Source organism: Amycolatopsis roodepoortensis, from assembly GCF_024628825.1.
Taxonomy (GTDB): Bacteria; Actinomycetota; Actinomycetes; order Mycobacteriales; family Pseudonocardiaceae; genus Amycolatopsis; species Amycolatopsis roodepoortensis.
The window spans coordinates 1-19,050 of the sequence record NZ_CP102415.1; the positions used below are offsets into that span (position 1 = coordinate 1).

The 19,050-nt window shown below is 69.2% G+C and carries 19 protein-coding genes; 10 read left to right on the top strand and 9 right to left on the bottom strand.

Annotated elements, in window-relative coordinates; all coding sequences use genetic code 11:
- Window positions 1-819 carry a helix-turn-helix domain-containing protein gene (locus NQK81_RS00005; RefSeq protein WP_257486430.1) on the top strand — a complete coding sequence of 273 codons (819 nt, stop codon included), beginning with the start codon at window positions 1-3 and terminating at the stop codon, window positions 817-819.
- Window positions 820-907: 88 nt separating this feature from the next.
- Window positions 908-1,756, top strand: coding sequence for a fructosamine kinase family protein (locus tag NQK81_RS00010; RefSeq protein ID WP_126735120.1), 849 nt, complete (start codon window positions 908-910; stop codon window positions 1,754-1,756).
- A 1-nt stretch (window position 1,757) separates the two neighbouring features.
- Here the strand turns inward: NQK81_RS00010 and NQK81_RS00015 are convergent, their stop codons facing one another.
- Window positions 1,758-2,441 (bottom strand): TetR/AcrR family transcriptional regulator, encoded by a 684-nt coding sequence (locus NQK81_RS00015; RefSeq protein ID WP_257486431.1) that lies wholly within the window; start codon window positions 2,439-2,441, stop codon window positions 1,758-1,760.
- Between the two features lie 93 nt (window positions 2,442-2,534).
- Here NQK81_RS00015 and NQK81_RS00020 point away from each other — a divergent pair, with 93 nt between their 5' ends.
- Complete coding sequence (locus tag NQK81_RS00020; protein ID WP_257486432.1) at window positions 2,535-3,260, top strand: SDR family oxidoreductase; 726 nt, start codon at window positions 2,535-2,537, stop codon at window positions 3,258-3,260.
- Window positions 3,261-3,403: 143 nt separating this feature from the next.
- Here NQK81_RS00020 and NQK81_RS00025 read toward each other — a convergent pair whose 3' ends face one another.
- The 3 genes from NQK81_RS00025 to NQK81_RS00035 all read right to left on the bottom strand — a co-directional run bounded on the left by NQK81_RS00025 (window position 3,404) and on the right by NQK81_RS00035 (window position 5,543).
- The gene (locus tag NQK81_RS00025; RefSeq protein ID WP_125677397.1) at window positions 3,404-3,667 is read right to left on the bottom strand and encodes an amphi-Trp domain-containing protein; all 264 of its coding nucleotides are present in this window, start codon (window positions 3,665-3,667) and stop codon (window positions 3,404-3,406) included.
- Between the two features lie 81 nt (window positions 3,668-3,748).
- Window positions 3,749-4,345 (bottom strand): formylglycine-generating enzyme family protein, encoded by a 597-nt coding sequence (locus NQK81_RS00030; protein WP_257486433.1) that lies wholly within the window; start codon window positions 4,343-4,345, stop codon window positions 3,749-3,751.
- Between the two features lie 61 nt (window positions 4,346-4,406).
- Window positions 4,407-5,543, bottom strand: a complete 1,137-nt coding sequence (locus NQK81_RS00035) for a Cmx/CmrA family chloramphenicol efflux MFS transporter (protein ID WP_257486434.1) — start codon at window positions 5,541-5,543, stop codon at window positions 4,407-4,409.
- A 353-nt stretch (window positions 5,544-5,896) separates the two neighbouring features.
- Here NQK81_RS00035 and NQK81_RS00040 point away from each other — a divergent pair, with 353 nt between their 5' ends.
- Window positions 5,897-6,976, top strand: coding sequence for an NAD(P)H-dependent amine dehydrogenase family protein (locus NQK81_RS00040; protein ID WP_257486435.1), 1,080 nt, complete (start codon window positions 5,897-5,899; stop codon window positions 6,974-6,976).
- Window positions 6,973-7,452, top strand: coding sequence for a carboxymuconolactone decarboxylase family protein (locus NQK81_RS00045; protein ID WP_257486436.1), 480 nt, complete (start codon window positions 6,973-6,975; stop codon window positions 7,450-7,452). The genes NQK81_RS00040 and NQK81_RS00045 overlap by 4 nt, the downstream gene beginning before the upstream one ends.
- 42 nt (window positions 7,453-7,494) lie before the next feature.
- On the opposite strand, the gene NQK81_RS00050 is transcribed toward NQK81_RS00045, so the two are convergent.
- Window positions 7,495-9,036 carry a GMC oxidoreductase gene (locus NQK81_RS00050; RefSeq protein WP_257486437.1) on the bottom strand — a complete coding sequence of 514 codons (1,542 nt, stop codon included), beginning with the start codon at window positions 9,034-9,036 and terminating at the stop codon, window positions 7,495-7,497.
- A gap of 173 nt (window positions 9,037-9,209) precedes the next feature.
- Here NQK81_RS00050 and NQK81_RS00055 point away from each other — a divergent pair, with 173 nt between their 5' ends.
- Window positions 9,210-9,575, top strand: coding sequence for an RNA-binding S4 domain-containing protein (locus NQK81_RS00055; protein WP_034318646.1), 366 nt, complete (start codon window positions 9,210-9,212; stop codon window positions 9,573-9,575).
- Here the strand turns inward: NQK81_RS00055 and NQK81_RS00060 are convergent.
- Complete coding sequence (locus tag NQK81_RS00060) at window positions 9,561-10,550, bottom strand: ArsR/SmtB family transcription factor (protein ID WP_257486438.1); 990 nt, start codon at window positions 10,548-10,550, stop codon at window positions 9,561-9,563. The two genes, NQK81_RS00055 and NQK81_RS00060, sit on opposite strands and share 15 nt — an antisense overlap.
- Before the next feature lie 48 nt (window positions 10,551-10,598).
- Between NQK81_RS00060 and NQK81_RS00065 the strand changes: the two genes are divergently transcribed.
- The 3 genes from NQK81_RS00065 (at window position 10,599) to NQK81_RS00075 (ending at window position 15,643) form a co-directional block, all read left to right on the top strand.
- Window positions 10,599-11,786 (top strand): MFS transporter, encoded by a 1,188-nt coding sequence (locus NQK81_RS00065; RefSeq protein WP_257486439.1) that lies wholly within the window; start codon window positions 10,599-10,601, stop codon window positions 11,784-11,786.
- Between the two features lie 99 nt (window positions 11,787-11,885).
- On the top strand, window positions 11,886-14,195 hold the full coding sequence (locus NQK81_RS00070; RefSeq protein ID WP_257486440.1) for a cellulose binding domain-containing protein: 2,310 nt from the start codon (window positions 11,886-11,888) through the stop codon (window positions 14,193-14,195).
- Window positions 14,192-15,643: a cellulose binding domain-containing protein gene (locus NQK81_RS00075; RefSeq protein WP_257486441.1), complete on the top strand. Its 1,452-nt coding sequence runs from the start codon at window positions 14,192-14,194 to the stop codon at window positions 15,641-15,643. The genes NQK81_RS00070 and NQK81_RS00075 overlap by 4 nt, the downstream gene beginning before the upstream one ends.
- 44 nt (window positions 15,644-15,687) lie before the next feature.
- On the opposite strand, the gene NQK81_RS00080 is transcribed toward NQK81_RS00075, so the two are convergent.
- Entirely contained in the window at window positions 15,688-16,428 is a 741-nt protein-coding gene (locus NQK81_RS00080) for a class I SAM-dependent methyltransferase (RefSeq protein ID WP_257489971.1), read from the bottom strand.
- A 113-nt stretch (window positions 16,429-16,541) separates the two neighbouring features.
- Between NQK81_RS00080 and NQK81_RS00085 the strand changes: the two genes are divergently transcribed.
- Entirely contained in the window at window positions 16,542-17,114 is a 573-nt protein-coding gene (locus NQK81_RS00085) for a TetR/AcrR family transcriptional regulator (protein ID WP_257486442.1), read from the top strand.
- Window positions 17,115-17,482: 368 nt separating this feature from the next.
- Here the strand turns inward: NQK81_RS00085 and NQK81_RS00090 are convergent, their stop codons facing one another.
- A complete protein-coding gene (locus NQK81_RS00090) occupies window positions 17,483-18,316 on the bottom strand; it encodes a bifunctional 5,10-methylenetetrahydrofolate dehydrogenase/5,10-methenyltetrahydrofolate cyclohydrolase (RefSeq protein WP_257486443.1) in 834 nt (277 codons plus the stop codon).
- Entirely contained in the window at window positions 18,313-18,936 is a 624-nt protein-coding gene (locus NQK81_RS00095) for a cyclodeaminase/cyclohydrolase family protein (protein WP_126735132.1), read from the bottom strand. Before NQK81_RS00095 ends, NQK81_RS00090 begins: the two co-directional genes overlap by 4 nt.
- Window positions 18,937-19,050 lie beyond the last annotated feature (114 nt).

The following is a 19,050-nucleotide window of genomic DNA, read 5'->3' on the forward strand; positions in this document are numbered from 1 at the left end:
ATGGGCGGGTGGGGTCTCGTGGTGCCGCGGCGGGACATCGTCCGCGCGCCCGGCGAGCGGGTTCTCCGATGGCCGCACCCCGCCCTCGCCGCCCATGTGTCGAGTTATGTCGCGCACGATCTTCCCGACGCGGGAACGCACTCCTGGCAGGTCACCCCGTTGTCCGTGCTCACCTGGGTGATCGACCTCGACCCTCCGGCCAGGGGGCCGGAGATCCCCGTTTCGCCGGTGCTGGGCTTGCGAGACCGGCCGTTGCGGGTCGATCAGGCCGGCGCCTCGCGCGGGATCGTCGTCACCCTCACACCGCTCGGTTCGTACGCGCTGTTCGGAATTCCGTTGCGAGAGCTGGCGACTTCGGTCGTCGCGGCGTCGGACCTGCTGCCGTCGGCGTCGTTGACCGAACAACTGGCCGAGGCGGCGGACTGGCCGGAGAGATTCCGGCTGCTGGACGAGTACCTCGCGGCGAGGCTCGCTCGCGGCCCCGCGCTCGCACGACCTGTCCGATACGCGTGGGACAGGCTTTGCGCGGGTTCTGTCCGCGTCGACGTCCTCGCGGACGAGATCGGCTGGAGCAGACAGCACCTCAACGTTCGGTTCCGGGAACAGATCGGCCTGAACCCCCGCACGGTCGGACGGATCGCCCGGCTCAATCGCGTGCTGGCGCTGCTGGACCGTTTGCCGTCGCTGTCCTGGGCGGAGGTCGCGCATTCGAGCGGCTACAGCGACCAGGCGCACCTCGTCCGGGAGTTCCGGGCGCTGACCGGATGTAGCCCGACCGAGGTCGGGAAACCGGCGGGGCTGTTCGTTCCGCCCCGGTGAAAAGCCGTTCGTCTCTCGAAAACACACGCACGCGGATTTCGCGCCGTACAACGAGCGTTCACCCGATCGGCGGAGGTAGGTTGCGAGCATGACCCAGGTTTCGACGCCTGCCGAGGCTGCCACGAAGATCACCGGACGCGCCGTCGCCGGGCAGCGGAGCCTGTCGAGCGGGGTGACCGAAGTGGTACTCGACAGCGGCGACACCGTGGTCGTCAAACGGGGCCACGCCCGGAACGCGATACCGGCCGAGGCCGCGGGCCTGCGGTGGCTGGGGGAGCCCGGTGCGGTGCGGGTGCCCGAGGTGCGCGGGCACGACGGCGAATGGCTGGTCACGGAACTGGTCGGTGGCGGACGGCCGACGCATCACGCGGCGGAGCGACTGGGGAGAGGGCTCGCGGAGTTGCACGCGGCGGGCGCGCCGTCGTTCGGCGCGGCGCCGCCGGACGGGCCCGCCGACGCGTGGATCGGCCTGGCCCCGATGGAGAACAAGCGAGGCGACGACTGGCCGGCGTGGTACGCCGAACACCGGGTGCTGCCCTACGTCCGTCGCGCGGTCGACGAGGGCACGCTGACCGGCGACGAAGCCGCTGTCATCGAGCAGGCCTGCGCCCGGCTCCCCGAAGTGTCCGAACCTCCCGCTCGCCTGCATGGCGATCTGTGGAACGGCAACGTGCTGTGGGGTGCCGTCGAGGCGTCGCTCATCGACCCGGCCGCCCACGGCGGCCATCGCGAAACCGATCTGGCGATGCTGCAGTTGTTCGGCTGTCCGCTGCTCGACCGGGTGCTCGCCGCCTACCAGGAAGTCGCCCCGCTCGCCGACGGCTGGACCGACCGGATCGGCGCGCACCAGCTGTTCCCGCTCCTGGTGCACACCGTCCTTTTCGGACGGTCCTACGCCGGGCAGGCGGTCGCGGCGGCCAAGGCCGTCGGCCGGTAGCTCAGCGCGCGAGCCGGTCGAGCCATTCGCCGAGCATCGCCTGTTCGGCGGGAGTCAGGGCGTCAACGGGTTCCTTGTCCAGCGCGGCTTTGAGCGCGATCGCGCGGCAGGGGATGTCCGAGGCCTTGTCCGCCTTGTCGTCGCTGTCGGTGGTGATCGCCGTGATCACGTGTTCGCGCGCGGCGATGAGCAGGTCCGGATCGCGTTGCTCCGGCGGGCTCGCGAGGAACGAGAGGATCACCCCCATCCCGGTCGCGTGCACCAGCTGCGCGGCCTGTTCGACCGGGACGCGCAGCCTGCCCGCCTCGGCGATGCGTTCGATGATCCGGCGGAGCATCGCGTCGGCCTCCCGGCGCGCTTCGCGGACCCGGGGCTCGCCGTACATGAGCATGTAGAAGGCGGGCTGGTGCAGACCGAACTCGACGTGCAGGTCCCAGCCTCGCCGGAGGTCGCGCACCGGGTCGCCGGTCTGTCCGAGAGCGTGCTTTCCCTCCAGGTAGCTCTTGAAGCCGTACGAGGCGACGGCGTCGAGAAGACCGTTCTTGTCGCCGAAGGTCCGGTAGAGCGTCGGCGCCTGCACCCCGGCGGCGGCGCTGACCGCACGCGTCGACAGCGCCTCGCGCCCGCCCTCCTCCAGGAGCTCCGCCGCCGCGCGGATCAGCCGGTCCTTCGTCGTCGAACTCATGTATCGATGATAACACCCATCAGGTAGCGATGGTTCGGTATCGCTGATACGGTGAACGCGTTATCAACGGAAACTCCTGATGGGAGCATTGGCATGGCACGCGTAGCGATCGTCACCGGAGGTTCGCGGGGCATCGGCAGGCAGTCGGCCGAGCGGCTGGCGTCCGACGGGTTCGCGGTCGTCGTCGTATACGGCGGCAACAAGGACGAGGCGCGGGCCGCGGTCGACGCGATCACCGCCGGCGGAGGTCAGGCGATCGCGGCGCAGGCCGACGTCGCCGACGAGCAGGCCGTCGCGGCCGTGTTCGACACCGCGGAGAAGACCTTCGGCGGAGTCGACGTCGTGGTCCACGCCGCGGGCACCCTGCACCTCGCGCCGGTGGCCGAACTGGATCTCGACCAGCTGGACCGGTTGCACCGCACCAACATCCGCGGCACCTTCGTGGTCGATCAGCAGGCCGCCCGCCGCGTCCGCGATGGTGGCGCGATCATCAACTTCTCCACGTCGGTGCTCGGCCTCGCGCTGCCGGGATACGCCGCCTATGCCGCCTCGAAGGGCGCGGTCGAGGCGATCACCCTGGTCCTCGCCCGCGAACTGCGCGGTCGCGACATCACCGTGAACGCGGTCGCCCCCGGTCCGACCGCCACGGCGTTGTTCCTCGACGGCAAGGACGAAGCGACCATCGCGAGCATGGCGGCGCAGCCACCGCTCGAACGCCTCGGCACGCCGTCCGACATCGCCGAGGTCGTCTCGTTCCTTGCCGGGCCGGCGCGGTGGGTCAACGGCCAGGTCCTTCGTGCCAACGGCGGCATCGTCTGAGTGGCGACCCGGCTCCCGGGGCCCGGGCGCGTCGCGAAAGCCACTTTCGCGACGTCTGATGTCCTGAAAGTGGCTTTCGCGGCATGAAAAGCGGGCGGGCCCGCCGCCGAAGCACGAGCCCGCCCAAGTCCTTTATGGACAGATCAGACGACGGTGCCCTCGGAGTCGTCGTCCGAGTCGGTCTCTTCGATCTTCCACTTCAGCTGGAACTCGACCTCTTCCTCGCCGTCACCGCGCTCGTGCTCGATCGAGAACTGCGCGCGGGCGGGGACGCGGAACCGTTCCCCGGCGATCTGGATGCGGAAGGAGGTCTCGGATTCGAGCGCGTCGGCGAGCCGGCGCAGTTTCGCGACGACGTCGGCGGTGGAGTAGACGCGTTCGACGTCTCGGGGAGCGGTTCCGGTCACGGTTTCCTCCAGGGTCCGACACCCCGGCCGGGTGTCCGTGCCGTCATTCAATCGCGTGATCATCAGGTCGTGGCGGCGGGGTCATAGTGACCGGGCGAGGCGGAAGCCGACGTCGTCGACACGGAAGGTCGGGTGGCTGCGGCGCCGGACCGAAGTCCGGCAGCTCCAGTGCTCGTCGAACCAGCCGCCGCCCTTCAGGACCCGGTACTCGCCGTACACCTCGGCGTCGTACACGTCCCAGCACCATTCCCAGACGTTGCCGAGCATGTCGTGCAGGCCCCAGGCGTTGGGCGCCTTGCCGCCGACTTCGTGCACGGACTCCGCGGAGTTCTCGCGGTACCAGGCGATCTCGTCGAGCGGCCCGTAGCGGGGGCCGGTCGTGCCGGCGCGGCAGGCGTGCTCCCATTCCGCCTCGGAGGGCAGCCGATAGCCGTTCGCGGTCCGATCCCAGGCCAGGGAATCCAGCTGGTAGACGGGAGCCAGGCCTTCGCGTTCGGACAGGGTGTTGCAGAACGCGAGGGCGTCCTGCCAGGAGACGTCGACGAGGGGGAGCCGGCCGGTCTCACGGGTGACCGGAACCGGGGCGAGCAGAAAGGATGCGACCTCGACGGTCCAGTTCCGCTGTGTCCGCCGGTCCGTCAGCGTCACCTCGCCCGCGGGCACAGTGATCATCTCCATGATGCGGCCGATGCTACCCAGCGCGCGGGCGGGTGGTTCGACGTCCACCCGCCCGCGCGGTTCACGTGCGCTTCTCTCGCAGGACGAGCGGCAGCGCGAGGAGAGTGATCGCCGCGCTGATCCAGATGGCGTAGCGGTAGTCACCGGTCGACTCCGTGACGAAACCGGCGAGCACCGGGCCCAGGAACGCGCCCGCGTTCAGCGCGACCGTCGCGAACGAGCCACCGAGCGTCGGAGCTCCCGGAGCCACGTGCATGACCCGGGCGACGAGTGCGGAACCACAGCCGAACGAAAGTCCACCTTGGACGGCCGTCACGACGAACAGGGCGATCGGGTGCGTGCCGGCGATCGCCAGCACCGCCCAGCCCACCGGCAGGGCGCACAACCCGAGCACCAGGCCGCGGCGGAGTTCGCCGTCTCCCTTGCGGCCCGCCACGGTGACACCGAGGAACGCGCCGACGCCGAAAGCCGCCAGCAGGCCGGAAACCGCCCCGGCGGGGAGGTGGGCGACATCCGTCGCGATGACCGCGAGGAAGGCGAACGTCGCGAAGGTGGCGCCGTTCACCAACGCGCCGAGGAGCATCGCCTGCCGCACGGGAGGTGCTTTCAGTTCACGTGCTTCGCGCCTGATCGAGACTTCGTGCGGCTCCGCCGCGCCGGCTGGCGCGGAACGGAACACCAGCACCAGCGCCGGAACACACAACGCGGCGACGGCCCAGAACGCGGAACGCCAGCCCGCGAGATCACCCAGCACGGCCCCCGCCGGCACTCCGGCGACACACGACAGCGTGATACCCGCCAGCAGCACCGCGGTCGCCCGCGCTTGCCTTCCCGGCGGCGCCAGGGCGACCGCCACAGGCATGGCGACGGCGAGGAAGCCGGCGTTGACGATGGCCGCGACGATCCGGGTGCCGAACAGCAGCGGGAAACTCGTCGTCACGGCGCCGATGACGTGCACCACGACGAAGGCGGTCAGGAAACCGGCCAAGGCCCGGCGGCGAGGCCAGCGCGCGCTGAGCACGGCCATGGCGGGTGCGCCGACGATCATTCCGACGGCGTAGGCCGACGTCAGCGCGGCGGCCGCGCCCACCGGGACGGACAGGTCACCGGCGATCCCCGGCACGAGACCGGAAGCCATGAATTCGGAGGTGCCTTGCGCGAAGACGGCAAGGCCGAGGACATAGACGAACAGGGGCAACGGACGACTCCCAAGGGAATGTGAGCAGGAGGAGCCGTGCGCAAGGCAGGAGGAAACCCGGCCGGGCGCACGGAAACAGCGCTCCGGTCACCGGGAAGCGAGAGGGCCGACGCCTAACGGCCGGATACGACGACTCGCCGCCGGATGACCGGCGGCGGGGTTCTGTCCGACTCGGGGCTCGTCACGGGACGCACACTACACACGTCCGCCGTCGCGTCTCAACCCGATTGAAACCGCGGCCGTTCCGCGTACCGGAACGCTTTCGTTGCTCGCCGGAATGAACCCGAGTAATGCGTTCTGACCTGCGGTTTTCCTAATTGTTTCGGTACTTGGATTCGGTTAACCTCGACCTCATGATTCCCACTGTTGTCTGGGGTACAGGCAACATCGGCCGCGCCTCCATCCGGGCCGTCGACGCGCATCCGGCGCTGGAACTCACCGGGGTGCTCGTGCACGATTCCGCGAAGGTCGGCCGTGACGCGGCCGCGCTCGCCGGAATCGACGGCGAACTGGGTGTGGCGGCGACCGATGATGTCGGAGCGATTCTTGCGGCGGGCCCCGGAGCGGTGGTGTACGCGGCGTCCGGCGACATCCGGCCCGCCGACGCGCTGGCCGACATCGTCCGCGCGGTCCGGGCCGGGGCGGTGGTGGTGACGCCCGCGCTCTACGCGTTGTACGACCAGCGGAACGCGCCCGCGGAACTGCGCGAGCCGGTGCTGGCGGCGATCGCGGAGGGCGGCGGCTCGCTGTTCGTCTCCGGCGTGGATCCGGGGTGGGGCAACGACATCCTGCCGTTGCTGATCAGCGGTCTCGGCACCACCGTGGACGTCGTCCGCTGCCAGGAGATCTTCGACTACTCCACCTACGATCAGCCGGATTCCGTCCGCTACCTGGTCGGGATGGGTCAGCCGATGGACTACGAGCCGCCGATGCTGGCCCCGTCGGTGCCCACGATGGTGTGGGGCGGGCAGGTGCGGCTGATCGCCCGCGGTCTCGGTGTCGACCTGGACGAGATCCGCGAGACGCTCGACCGCCGTCCGCTGGAGAAGACCGTGACCACGCGGGCGATGGGCGATTTCGAAGAGGGCACTCAGGGCGCGGTCCGCTTCGAAGTGCAGGGGATCGTGGACGGTGAGCCCCGGATCGTCATCGAGCACGTCACCCGGATCCACTCGTCGTGCGCGCCGGACTGGCCGATGCCGCCCAGCGGCGACGGGGCGCACAAGGTGATCATCGAGGGGCGTCCCAGGATCGAAGTCTCGGTCGAGGCCGTCGACGAGGGCGAGAACCGGTCCGCCGGCGGCAACGCGACCGCGGTCGGCAGGCTGGTCGGCGCCATCGACTGGCTCGTGGACGCGAAACCGGGCCTCTACGACGCACTCGACGTCCCCCTGCGACCGGCGACCGGCAAGCTCGGAAGGAGCGCGCGATGAACATCGACATTCCCGAGGGCAAGGACCCGATCGGCTACGTGTGGGGCGAGATGGTGCCCGGGATCGGCGTCGCGGCCTCGCAACTCTCGCTCGCGGTGTACTCGCACACCACACTGGGGCTCCGCGAGTTCGAGGCGGCCCGGTTGCGGATCGCGCAGATCAACGGCTGCGTCTTCTGCCTGGACTGGCGGACCGAACGCGACGGGGTGAAGGTCGAGGAGGAGTTCGCCGACGCGGTGACCGAGTGGCGCACCACCGACGCGTTCGACGAGCGGACCAGGCTGGCCGCCGAGTACGCCGAACGCTACGCGCTCGACCACCACGGCATCGACGACGACTTCTGGAAGCGGATGGCCGAACACTACAGCCAGAAGGAAATCGTCGAACTGAGCATGAGCATCGGCTCCTGGCTCGCCTTCGGGCGGCTGAACCACGTTTTGGGGATCGACACCGTCTGCGTTCTTCCGAAAATGTGAGAATAGGCCGGGGTGGCGGCCCCGGCCTATTGTGGATCGTCGTCACAGATCGGTGGCGACGATCTTTTCGATATTCCTTTCCGCCAGCGCGGTAATGGTGACGAACGGATTGACCGAGGTGTTCCCCGGAATCAGCGCGCCGTCGATCACGTAAAGCCCCGGATAGCCGTGCAGCCTGCCGTAATTGTCGGTCGCCTTGCCGAGTATCGCGCCGCCGAGCGGGTGGTACGTGAGGTGGTCGCCCCAGATCTTGTAGGTGCCGAAGAGGTCGGTCCGGTAGATCGTGCCTTCCTTGGAATTGATCTTGTCGAAGATCGTCTTCGCCATGTCGATCGACGGCTGCTTCCACGCGGTCTGCCAGTCGAGGTCGACCCTGTTCGCGCTCGGGTTCCAGGAGAACGTCGCGCGGTGCGGGTTCTTGGTGATCGACAGGTAGAACGAGGCGTAGGTCTCGATACCGGTCGGCAACGGCGCGACCTCGGCGAACGCGCCGCCCGCCGCCCAGTTGTCGATACCCGCGGTCGGGATGGACGACTGGAGCGCCCCGGTGGCGTCCCACATGTGGTTCGCCCGGCCGCACATGACGTTCCCGTTGTCGCCCCAGCCTTTTCCGACCTCGTTGCTGAGGTTCGGCAGCGCGCCGGTCGCCTTGAGCTTGACCAGTAGTTTGCTCGTGCCGACGCTGCCGGCGGCGAAGAACACCTTGTCCGCGGTGACGGACTTCGTCGCCGTCACGGTGCCGCCGGTGTCGAGCTGCTCCATCACCACGGTGTACCCGCCGCCGGACGCGGGCGTCACCGACGTGACGCGGTGCAGCGGCGAGATCGTCACCCGGCCGGTCGCCTTGATCCGCGGGAGATAGGTCTGCTGCAACGATTTCTTGCCGGCGTTGTTGCCGTAGAGGATCTCCCCGGCCAGCGCGGACCTCGGCACCGTGCCCGCCTGCTCCTTCTTCATGTAGTCCCAGTCGTACACGTCCGGGACGAACAGGAACGGGAAGCCGGACCGCTGCGCGTGTTTCCGGCCGACCCGCGCGTACTGGTAGCACTCGGCGGTCTCGAACCAGTTCGGGTCGATGGTGGCGACGCCGAGCCCCGCGTTCGCGCGCGGGTAGTAGACGCCGTACATCTCGTCGGCGTTCACCGTCGGAAGGACGGAACCGAAGTTCTCGCGCTTCGGCGTGACGGCCATGCCGCCGTTCACCAGCGAGCCGCCGCCGACGCCGCGGCCCTGGTAGACGGTGATGCCGCCGAACTCCTCGGCGTCGAGGATCCCGGTGTGGCGCGGGACGTCCTTGTCCAGCGGGAAGCCGAGGAAGTTGCTCAACGGCTGCTTGGTCCGCGTCCTCAGCCAGAACGAGCGGTAGTCGGGCTTGGTGGTGTTGGCGAAGATCTTGCCGTCCGTGCCCGGGGTGTCCCAGGCCATGCCGAGTTCGACGAGATGGACGTCGACGCCGGCCTCGGCGAGCCGGAGCGCGGCGACGCAGCCGCCGTATCCGGAACCGACGACGAGTGCCGGGATTCGGGCGGCATCGGCGATCGAACTTTTCGCGGAAGCGGTCCCGCCGAGGGCGGCCGCGCCCAAGATAGAACCAGTTCCTGCAATAAAGAGGCGGCGGGATAACTGTCCGGAAGCGCTTCTCCGCATGGTTTCGTCGCTCACGTGATCTTCCTCACCGTTGAGGGATTTAGAACAAGTTATACCTGCGGCTATGCTGGGTGGCAATAAAGCGGACGGATGGGCCACTATGTACGGTTGTGGAGTCCACTCGAGTTGATCGCTGGCTGTGGGCCGTCCGGCTGACCAAGACGCGCCCGGACGCCGCGGCGGCGTGCCGTGGCGGCCATGTCCGCGTGAACGGCAAACCGGCCAAACCCGCGACCACGGTCGTGGCCGGTGACGAGGTGCGTGCGCGGGTGCACGACACGACGCGGATCCTGGAAGTGACGCGCGTGATCCAGAAACGGGTCGGCGCCGCCGACGCCGCGACCTGCTTCATCGACCGGACGCCCGCGCCGCCGCCCGAGGCCGCCATTCCGGTCGCGCGGCGGGAGCGTGGCGCTGGGCGTCCGACGAAACGGGAGCGCCGCGTGCTCGACCGGTTCCGCTCAGGTGAGCACTGACCCGTTGGCGCACAAGGTGTCGCCGAGCGCCGAGCGCGCGTAGAACACCTCGCGCCCGGTCCGGCGCCGGGTGATCAAGCCGGTGTCGTGCAGCACCTTCAGATGCTGACTGACCGCGCCGGGCGCCATCGAGAGCCGCCGGGCCAGCGCGGTCGTCGTCACGCTCTCGGTGAGGGCCACGAGCACGCGGGCGCGGGTCCGCCCGATCAGGGCGTCCAGCGCGCCGGTGGTCGGGACGACGTCTTGCGCCCACACGGTGGCGACGCCGGGCGCGGGATAGACCAGGATCGGTTGATACGGCTCGGCCATCACCGCGGTGTCGGGCCAGTGGAAGACACTCGGGATCAGGATGAGCCCGTCGCCGCCCAGCGGCCCGCTGCGGTTCCACGCGCGGGTGCGCACCCGCAGCCGCCCGTCGTCCCAGGAGATGTTCGGGTGCAGGTCGTTGAACAGCGCCCCTGCCCCGTCGCGGGCCAGCTGGCGGGATCGGCGGAGGATCTCCGCTTCGAGCAGTCCCCGGATCTGCGGCCAGAACCGGGCCAGCGCCACGTCCCAGTAGTGCCGGAGCTCTTCGGTGGCGCGCGCGACCCCCGCGGCGGGGTCCGCCAGGAACCGCTGTACGACGTCGCTCCCGGCTGCGGGGACTCGGGAAGCCTCCGCGACGGCCTCGCCGAGATCGGCGCGGGCGATCCGGTCGAGTTCGGCGTCGATGTCGGGGACGGGACTGGACGGCGGCGGAGTCAGGAAGTCCGCGAAGTAGGCGCCGAGCGGGACCAGCGCGAAAAGCAGGCGCAGGTCGAGGTCGCGGAGGAGCGGGCGGACGGCGCGGATCCACGGCAGGTGCACGGCGTGTCGTCCCGGGTCCTGGAGCAGCCGCAGGCTGGCGATCGCCTCGGAAGCGGGGGAGAACGCGAAGCGCAACCGGGCCAGGTCGCTCGACGTGAAGTCGAACTCCGCCCACGAGGATTCAGCCACGATTGAAACGTTTATCGGCTCCGGTACCTCCGGTCAACGATGGACCGCATGATCACCCACACCTCCCCGCTCGCCGGGCCGCGGTCGCTCCCGCGTCCGTTCTGGATGCTGTGGCTGGGAATCGTCGTCAATCGAGCCGGCGCGATGGTGCAGCCGTTCCTGTCCGTCTACCTGACCCGCGTGCAGGGCTTCGGGATCGGTGAGACGGGTGCGGTGATGGCCGCGTTCGGGGTCGGCTCGGTGCTTTCGCACGTGGTCGCGGGCAGGCTCGCCGACCGGTTCGGCCGCCGGGCGACCCTGACCGGCGGCATGCTCGCGACCTCGGTGTCGATGGTCCTCATGGGTGCCGCGAGCGGATTCGCGTTCGTGGCGGTGACGGCGTTCCTGCTCGGGCTCACCATCGAGTCCTACCGTCCCGCGTCGCAGGCGATGGTGGCCGATCTGGTCCCGCCTGAGGTCCGGCCCCGGGCATATGGCCTGCTGTTCTGGGGCGTGAACCTCGGTTACGCCGTCGCGATGGTGGCGGGTGGCTGGTTCGCCGATCGCGGCGCGACGGCGATGTTCGGCGTCAACGCCGCCGTCGCGGTCGCCTTCGCGGTGCTCGTGTGGCGGGCGGTGCCGGAGTCCAGGCAGGCAGCACCGACGGGCGGCGCCTGGCGGTCGGTGCTCCGGGACCCCGTGATGCTCGCCTTCAGTGTCGTGACGACGGCCTACGGCGCGATGTACGCGCAGGCGTTCACCACCTTGCCGCTCGCCATGGCGGGCCAGGGGATCAGCGGTGTCCACTTCGGACTGGTCATGGCGCTCAACGGGGTCCTGATCGTCGCCGTGCAGCCCTTGGCCGGGAAGCGGCTCTCGCGGCTCGACCCCAACCGGGTGCTGGCGGCAGGGACGGCCATCATGGCCACCGGGTTCGCCCTGACGGCCTTCGTGCACGACGCGGGAGGGCTCGCGGTCACGGTGGTGGTCTGGACGGCGGGGGAGATCGCGGTCGCGGGCTCGATCCCGACCATCGTGTCCCTTCTGTCGCCGCCCGCGCTACAAGGCACGTACGCGGGGGTGTCCGGGATGAGCTGGTCGGTGGGCGCGGTTCTCGCGCCGGTGCTCGGCTCCCTGCTGCTGCCGTTGGGGCCGGGCCCGCTTTGGGGCGGTGTCGCCGCGGTGGGGATGGCCGCGGCCTTGGGGGCGATCGCTCTGGGCGGACCGGTGCGACTCCGTTCACATACATGGACATGATTCACATCCGTTGACGAGCGACAGGGACGTGAACTATAAAGACGAGGTCCGGGTGTACACGCCGCAACACCTTCCGTCAGTCCGTCACGGAGGTTTCGGGTGTCCCGAAAAAGTCCTCTTCGTCGTGCCGTCCTCCCGGCGGTCGCCGCCGTGGTCGCCACCGCCGCACTCCTGCAGGTACCGCCCCAGGCGGCGGACGCGGCACCGGGACCCGGCGCGCTGCCCGGCCTAGACCTCGGAGCGGCCAACCGCCGCGCGCCGGTCCCTGGCCTCTACGACTGGTCCAAGGCCGGATATCGCGGCGGTGCCACGCTGCCCGGCTCCGGTGAGGTGAATCCGAACGCCACCTGCCAGGTCACCGCGGCCGAGCTGGCGAGCCAGTACAACGTCAAACCCGACGACGGCGCCGACGACACGAACGGCATCCAGGCGGCGATCGACGGGATCAAGAGCGCGTGCTCGCCGTCCGGGAGCTACACGAAGCTCAGCACGATCACCTTCCCGGCCGGCCGGTTCGACGTCACGCACGAGATCCACGTCGACGCCGACTACCTGATCCTGCGTGGTGCGGGCAAGGACGCCACGAAGTTCGTCTACAAACCCGACGCGAACACCCTCTACGACACCCTCACCCCGGACGGTTCCGACTGGGACGAGGACGGGATGACCTCGGGTGCGGGCAAGGGCGGCTGGCTGTGGCCCGGTCGCGGGCTGTTCCGCGTCCAGTCCAGAGGAGTGCACACGTCCTATTCGAGCGATCACGCCTCGGCGCCCGCGAACCGCAAGGACATCTTCGAGGGCACGGTCAACGTCCATTGGAAGGCCGGGGTGAAGCTACGCGGCAAGCCGGGCGACACCGCGTTCGCCGCGCGGACGGGAGACAAGGTCGTCCACCTGGCGAGTAGTGGGGCACTGACGTCGCTCGCGGCAGGGAACCTGGTCAACATCAGGGCGGCCAACTCCCGGAAGTTCTACGAGCAGCAACAGGCGACGCCGACCACGTTCCCGTTGCTGAACATGCACATGCGCCAGCAGATCTTCACGATCGCGGCGCTCGACACGTCCGCGCGCACGATCACCCTGGACAAACCGCTCGAGTACGACGTCCCGGTGAACTCCACTTCGGACGGTTCGGCCCCGATCGACGGTGCCACCTACGACTCGAAGGCGGCACCGCTGGTCGACCCGGTGCTCGGTGTCGGGTTCGAGAACCTCGGCTTCACCCAGGACATGCCGGGCCTGAACCCCGCGGAGGCGAACCACAACTACGGGAACATGGCGCCGGCCGCGGAGATGCACGGGATCGTCTTCAAATGGGCGGCGAACTCCTGGGTCCGCGGTATCCGCGCGGACATGACCGGATCGCATCCGATCGTCACCGAGGAGGCCAAGAACCTCCAGATCGTCGACAACGAACTCAACGGCTCGTGGAACAAGGGCAAGGGCGGCAACGGCTACTTCCGCGGCTCCCGGGTCTGGGATTCGCTCTACGCCGGCAACACCTCCACCCTGCTGCGGCATTTCACCTTCCAGTGGTCCGCCGCGGGCAACGTGGTGATCGGCAACTCGTTCGACTCCGACCTGAACCTGCACGGAGGCTGGGAACGCAACAACCTGTTCGAACTCAACACGGTCAAGGTCCCGTACGCGCACCGCTCCGGGAACTGCCGGGCCAACTGCGGTGAGGAGGGCGGCGGCGGTCCCGACGACTCGAACTGGTTCCCGATCTGGTGGGGCGCGGGCAAGAAGGCGGTCAAGTGGTCGGGTGCTTCCGGGTACCGCAACGTGTTCTTCAACAACGCCATGACCAAACAGCTCGCGGACAACGGCCCGTATAACGACTTCTACGCCGACCGGCACCGCGTCTACTCCTTCGGCTGGGACGGCACGGCGTACAAACACCTCGACATCGGCGGCGCACCGATCGCCGACTGGGCGAAGAACGAGCAACGGGACTACACCGGAGGACACGGCGTCGACGCGAGCAAGACCGATGCCGCGTCGTCGCTGTTCCTGAAGTCCGTCGACGGCACCCCGCCGTCTTCGCCGTCTTCCCCGACCTCATCGTCTTCGCCGACGAGTCAGACCCCGAGCGCGTGCCTGAACGCGACGTTCACCCGTAAGTCGGTCTGGGACAGCGGCTACGGAGGCGCCTTCACGATCAGCAACACGTGTTCGGCCGCCGTCGGGTCGTGGGCGGTCGAGTTCGACCTGCCCGCCGGTACGACGATCACCGGTTCGTGGAGTTCGGTGCCGACCAGGACCGGGCAGCACTACCGGTTCGGGAACGCGGCCCACAACGGCAGCGTCAAACCCGGCGGCACGGCGACGTTCGGTTTCAACGCCGCCGGCCAGGGACTGCCGGTCGCGTGCTCGATCGCCGGAACGAAATGCGGAGGCACGGAATGACGAGGAAACGACTGCTCGCCGCGATCGCGGCCACGGCGTCGGCGGCGGGCCTGTTCGGCGCCGTCGTCACCGCCGAGGCCGCCGCGCCCAGCCTGACCGCGACCTTCGCCCAGAGTTCGGCGTGGGACAGCGGATACGGCGGCAAGTACACGCTCACCAACGCGGGTGACGCGAACAGTACACAGTGGACGATCGAGTTCGATCTGCCCGAGGGCACCACGATCACGACGTCGTGGAGCTCGGTGCTCACCAGGACCGGCCAGCACTACAAGGTCACCAACGCCGGCTTCAACGGCACGATCAAACCCGGCGGCACCGCGTCGTTCGGTTTCAACACCAAAGGGCTAGGCCTGCCGACCGGTTGCACGGTCAACGGCAGCCCGTGCGGGGGAGGGGCGCCGAGCACGACCACGAACCCACCCACGACCACGACCACGACCAAACCGCCGACCACGACCACCAGCGTTCCCGCGGGTGACGTGATCGACGTGAGCACGGCGGCGGAACTACAGGCCGCGCTGGCCGCCGCGAGCCCCGGTCAGACCATCCGGCTGGCCGCCGGAACCTATCGAGGTTCGTTCGTGGCCACGAAACCCGGCACGGCGGCCGCGCCGATCACGGTGACCGGACCGGCGTCGGCGGTCCTGATCAACGACGGCCCGTCCGGTGAAGCGCCTTCCTGCCCGGCGCCGACCGCGGGCTGGGACTCCGGGTATGGGTTCTGGCTCTACGGTGCGCCGTACTGGCACCTCAAGGGCTTCACCGTGCAGGAGTCGAAGAAGGGGATCGTCGCGGACAACTCGCACCACACCGTGATCGAGGGAGTGCGGGTGCACCGGATCGACGAGGAGGCGGTGCACTTCCGCCGTTCCTCGGCGGACAGCGTCATCCGCGATTCGACGATCAGCCACACCGGCCTCGTGCAGGCGGGTTACGGCGAGGGCGTCTACCTCGGCTCGGCGAACTCCAACTGGGCGTGCCACGGGAACTCCGGCGGGGCCGACCGCAGCGACCGGATCCAGGTGCTCGACAACCACATCGGACCGTACGTCGCCGCGGAGGCCATCGATGTCAAGGAGGGCACCGTGGACGGCGTCATCCGGGGCAACACCTTCGACGGCCAAGGGGTTTCCGGGCAGAACTCGGCCGATTCCTGGGTCGACGTCAAGGGATCCGGTTACGTGATCGAGGGGAACACCGGCACCTTCGCTTCGCCGGGGACGTTCGCGAACGGCTACGAGACGCACAATCCCGCGACCACCCCGTCGTTCCCGAACGGGTGCGGGAACGTGTGGCGGGACAACAAGTCCGACCTCGGCGGGGTCGGCCAGTACGCCATCAAGATCACCTCGACGTCGAAGTGCTCGGAACGGCCCAACGTCGTCCACGCGTCCAACACCGTGTCGAGGGCGGTGAACGGGCTGACCAACATCCCTGTCACACCTTGACGTGCGCCGGTGACGGGAGCGGCGCGGCTCCCGTCACCGGCGGGTCAGTCCCGGACCGCGGTGATCGCGACGGTGGCGTAGCGGACAGTGAACCGTCCGCCCATCCTGTCGATCGCCGCGCCGACTTCAGCGAGGATCTCTTGTCGCACTGTGGATTCGACCCAGGTGAGCGAACCGAACGTCGGAAGCTGGTCCAGCCATTCGTCCCGGGTGTAGACCCGGTCCCAGTCGTGGCGGCTTCGTTCCGGCTCGCCGAACCCGCCTGCTTCGCGCAGGCCGTCGGCGACCTTCACGATGAGTGGCCCGTACGGGTCAGAGGGTTGTTTCGGCACGCTGTCGAGATCGATCGGGGAATCCGGCACGAGCCGCCGGTAAGCGTCCGCCAAGGCGTTCGCGACCTCTTCCGGCGGTTCGGGTACGTGCCAGAACGCGGCCAGGAGTCCGCGGGGCCGTAGTACTTCGGCGGCCTTGGCGGCGCCAGCCACCGGGTCGACCCAATGCCAGGCCTGCCCGGAGACGAGCAGATCGAACCGGCGTCCGGCCGGCTCCCATTCCTCGAACTTCGCGACCTCCACGTCGATGCCGCTCCGGCGGGCGAACTCGGCCATCCGCGAGTCCGGCTCGACGCCCAGCACGCGACAACCCGCTGCCTGGAACTGGCGCGCTTCGATTCCGGTGCCGGCGCCCACGTCGAGGACCTCACGGCCGGGGGCGGCGGCGATGAGGCGACCGACGAGTTCCGGGGGATAGGCGGGCCGGGTCCGGTCGTAGCGTTCGACGTCCACGCCGAAGGACTCCGCGGCCTGTCGATAGCGATGAGGCTCTTGCTCCGAAGGTAGAGTGGGCATGTGCCCACGTTAAGTGGGCATGTGCCCACTCGTCAACGCAAGGGAGCCGTATGCCGACCGGGGTAGCCCTGCGCGCCGTCCGCGCGCAGTTGTTCGACGCGGCGGAGCGTGTCCTGCTGCGGGACGGGCCGAGCGGGCTCACCAGCCGCGCCGTGACCACGGAGGCGGACTGCGCGAAAGGCGTGCTCCATCGGCATTTCGACGACTTCGACGGATTCCTGGCCGAGTTCGTCCTGGACCGGATCGAGAAGCTGGACGAGAAGGGTCTGAAGGAGGCCGTCGGTACCGGAACGGTGACGGACAACCTCACCTCGGCGCTCACCGCGGTGTTCGAGTCGGTCGCGGTCGCGATCGTCCCGCTCGTGATCTTCCGCGACGAACTACGCGCCCGCTTGCGCCGCCAGTGGCCCGCCGGAGTGCCGGTGCTGACCCAGGCCGCCGTGATGATCGGCGGGTATCTCGACGCGGAACGGGCGCAGGGCAGGGTCGCGGCGGACGCCGACGTCGAGACCCTCGCGGCCACGCTCATCGGTGCGACACATCTGCTCTACGCCGACCGCACCGCGCCGGCGCCGGAGGTGGCACAGGTGCGGAAGGTGGTGGAGACGGTGATCGGGACGTAACTCGCGTGATTGAAGGCGTAACTCACGTGATTGGAGGCGTAACTCACGTGATTGGAGGCGTAACTCACGTGATTGGAGGCGTAACTCACGTGATTGGAGGCGTAACTCACGTGATTGGAGGCGTAACTCACGTGATTGGAGGCGTAACTTCGTGTGCGGCGTCTGATCACGCGAGATACGCCTCCAAGCACGCGAGATACGTCTCTGATCACGCGAGTGCGGTGCCCGATCACGGGCCAGCGCCCACGCCGACGTTGCGAAAGCCACTTTCGCAACATTGAAGGTTGCGAAAGTGGCTTTCGCAACGCCACCTCGCCCTGGCGAGCGAAAGGCGGCGAGTCCTCAGTGGACTCGCCGCCTCCGGTGGATCAGGACTGCGCGGCGGTGACCGTGTGCCGCAGCAGCAGCGAAGTCGTGACCGGGCCGACGCCACCGGGGACCGGCGTGATCGAACCGGCGATCTCCTCGACCGCGGCCTGGTCGACGTCGCCGACGAGGCCGCCTTCGGGAGTCGGGTTCGTGCCGACGTCGATCACCACGGCGCCCGGCTTGACGTGGTCCGCGCCGATGAAGTGCGCGCGGCCGACGGCCACGACCAGGACGTCCGCGTTCTTGGTGACCGCCGCGAGGTCCTTGGTGCGGGAGTGGCAGACGGTCACCGTCGCGTGCTCGCCGAGCAGCAGCAGCGCGGCGGGTTTGCCGACGATGGTCGAGCGGCCCACGACGGCGACCTGGGCGCCGGACAGGGCGACCTGCTCGCGCTTCAGGATCTCCAGCACCGCGGCGGCGGTGGCGGGCGCGTAGGTCGGGAGGCCCGCGGTGAGACGACCGAGGCTGACCGGGTTCGCGCCGTCGACGTCCTTACGCGGGTCGATGTGCGCGCCGACGTCGTCGAGCGTGACCCCTTCCGGCAACGGGGTCTGGCAGATGATGCCGTGGACCGACGGGTCCGCGGAGAGCTTGTCGAGTTCGCGGGTGACGTCCTCGCCGGTCGGCTTCTCGAGCTGGACCACGCGGCAGTCGACGCCGACCTTCTTCGCGGCGCGCTCGATCGAGCGGACATACCAGGCGGTGGCGTCGTCGTCGGTCGGCACGAGAACGGCGAGTGTCGGGGCGGTGCCCGATTCGCGGAGCTTGGCGGCGGTCTCGGTGACCTCGGCGGTGATGGCGGCGGCGATCGCGCGCCCGTCGATCAGGGTCATCGGGCGAGCCTTTCGCGAACCTGGGCGATGAGGGCGTCGGCGCGCCCGGCGGCGGGGGTGTACTCGGTGAGGCGGGCCTCGGTCTCCTTGCGGAGCTGCTCGTCCGCCATGGACGCGAGGTTCACCTCGACGTTGACCACACCGGATTCGAGCGCGGACTTGGCGGACGAAGCCGCGACCGCGATGTCGGAGATCACGTTGGTGTTGGCGCCTTCGAGGATCGAGGCGGCGACGTCGATGACCTCGGCGGCGAGGGCGGCCGTGCGCAGCGGGACCTCGGCGGCGCCGACCAGCGCGGCCTGGATCGCGGCGGTGCGCGCCTGCTTCTCCTCGTCGGTCGCCTTGGGGAGCTTGTACGCGGCGACCACGGCGTCGAACGCGGCGGCGTCGTCGGCGGCGAGGCCGAGCGCGCGCGCACGGAGGTCTTCGGCCTTGGCCAGCGCCTCGGTCATGGTGGCCTCGTGCTCGGCGTACTTCGGCTTGCCGATGGTCAGGTTGCACACCATGGAGACCAGGGCGGCACCGACCGCGGCGTTCATCGCGGCACCCGCGCCACCACCGGGCGTCGAGGCCTTCGATGCCAGCTCGTCGAGCCACTGACCGACCGGTTGAGCCTCCACGCGATGTTCCCTTCCCGCTGGTTTTGCCGTCGCGCCGAAGCCTACCCGGGGGTTCCCGGACAGCCCGAAGGCCACCTTCGCGACGATCGACATCGGCGAAGGTGGCCTTCGGTC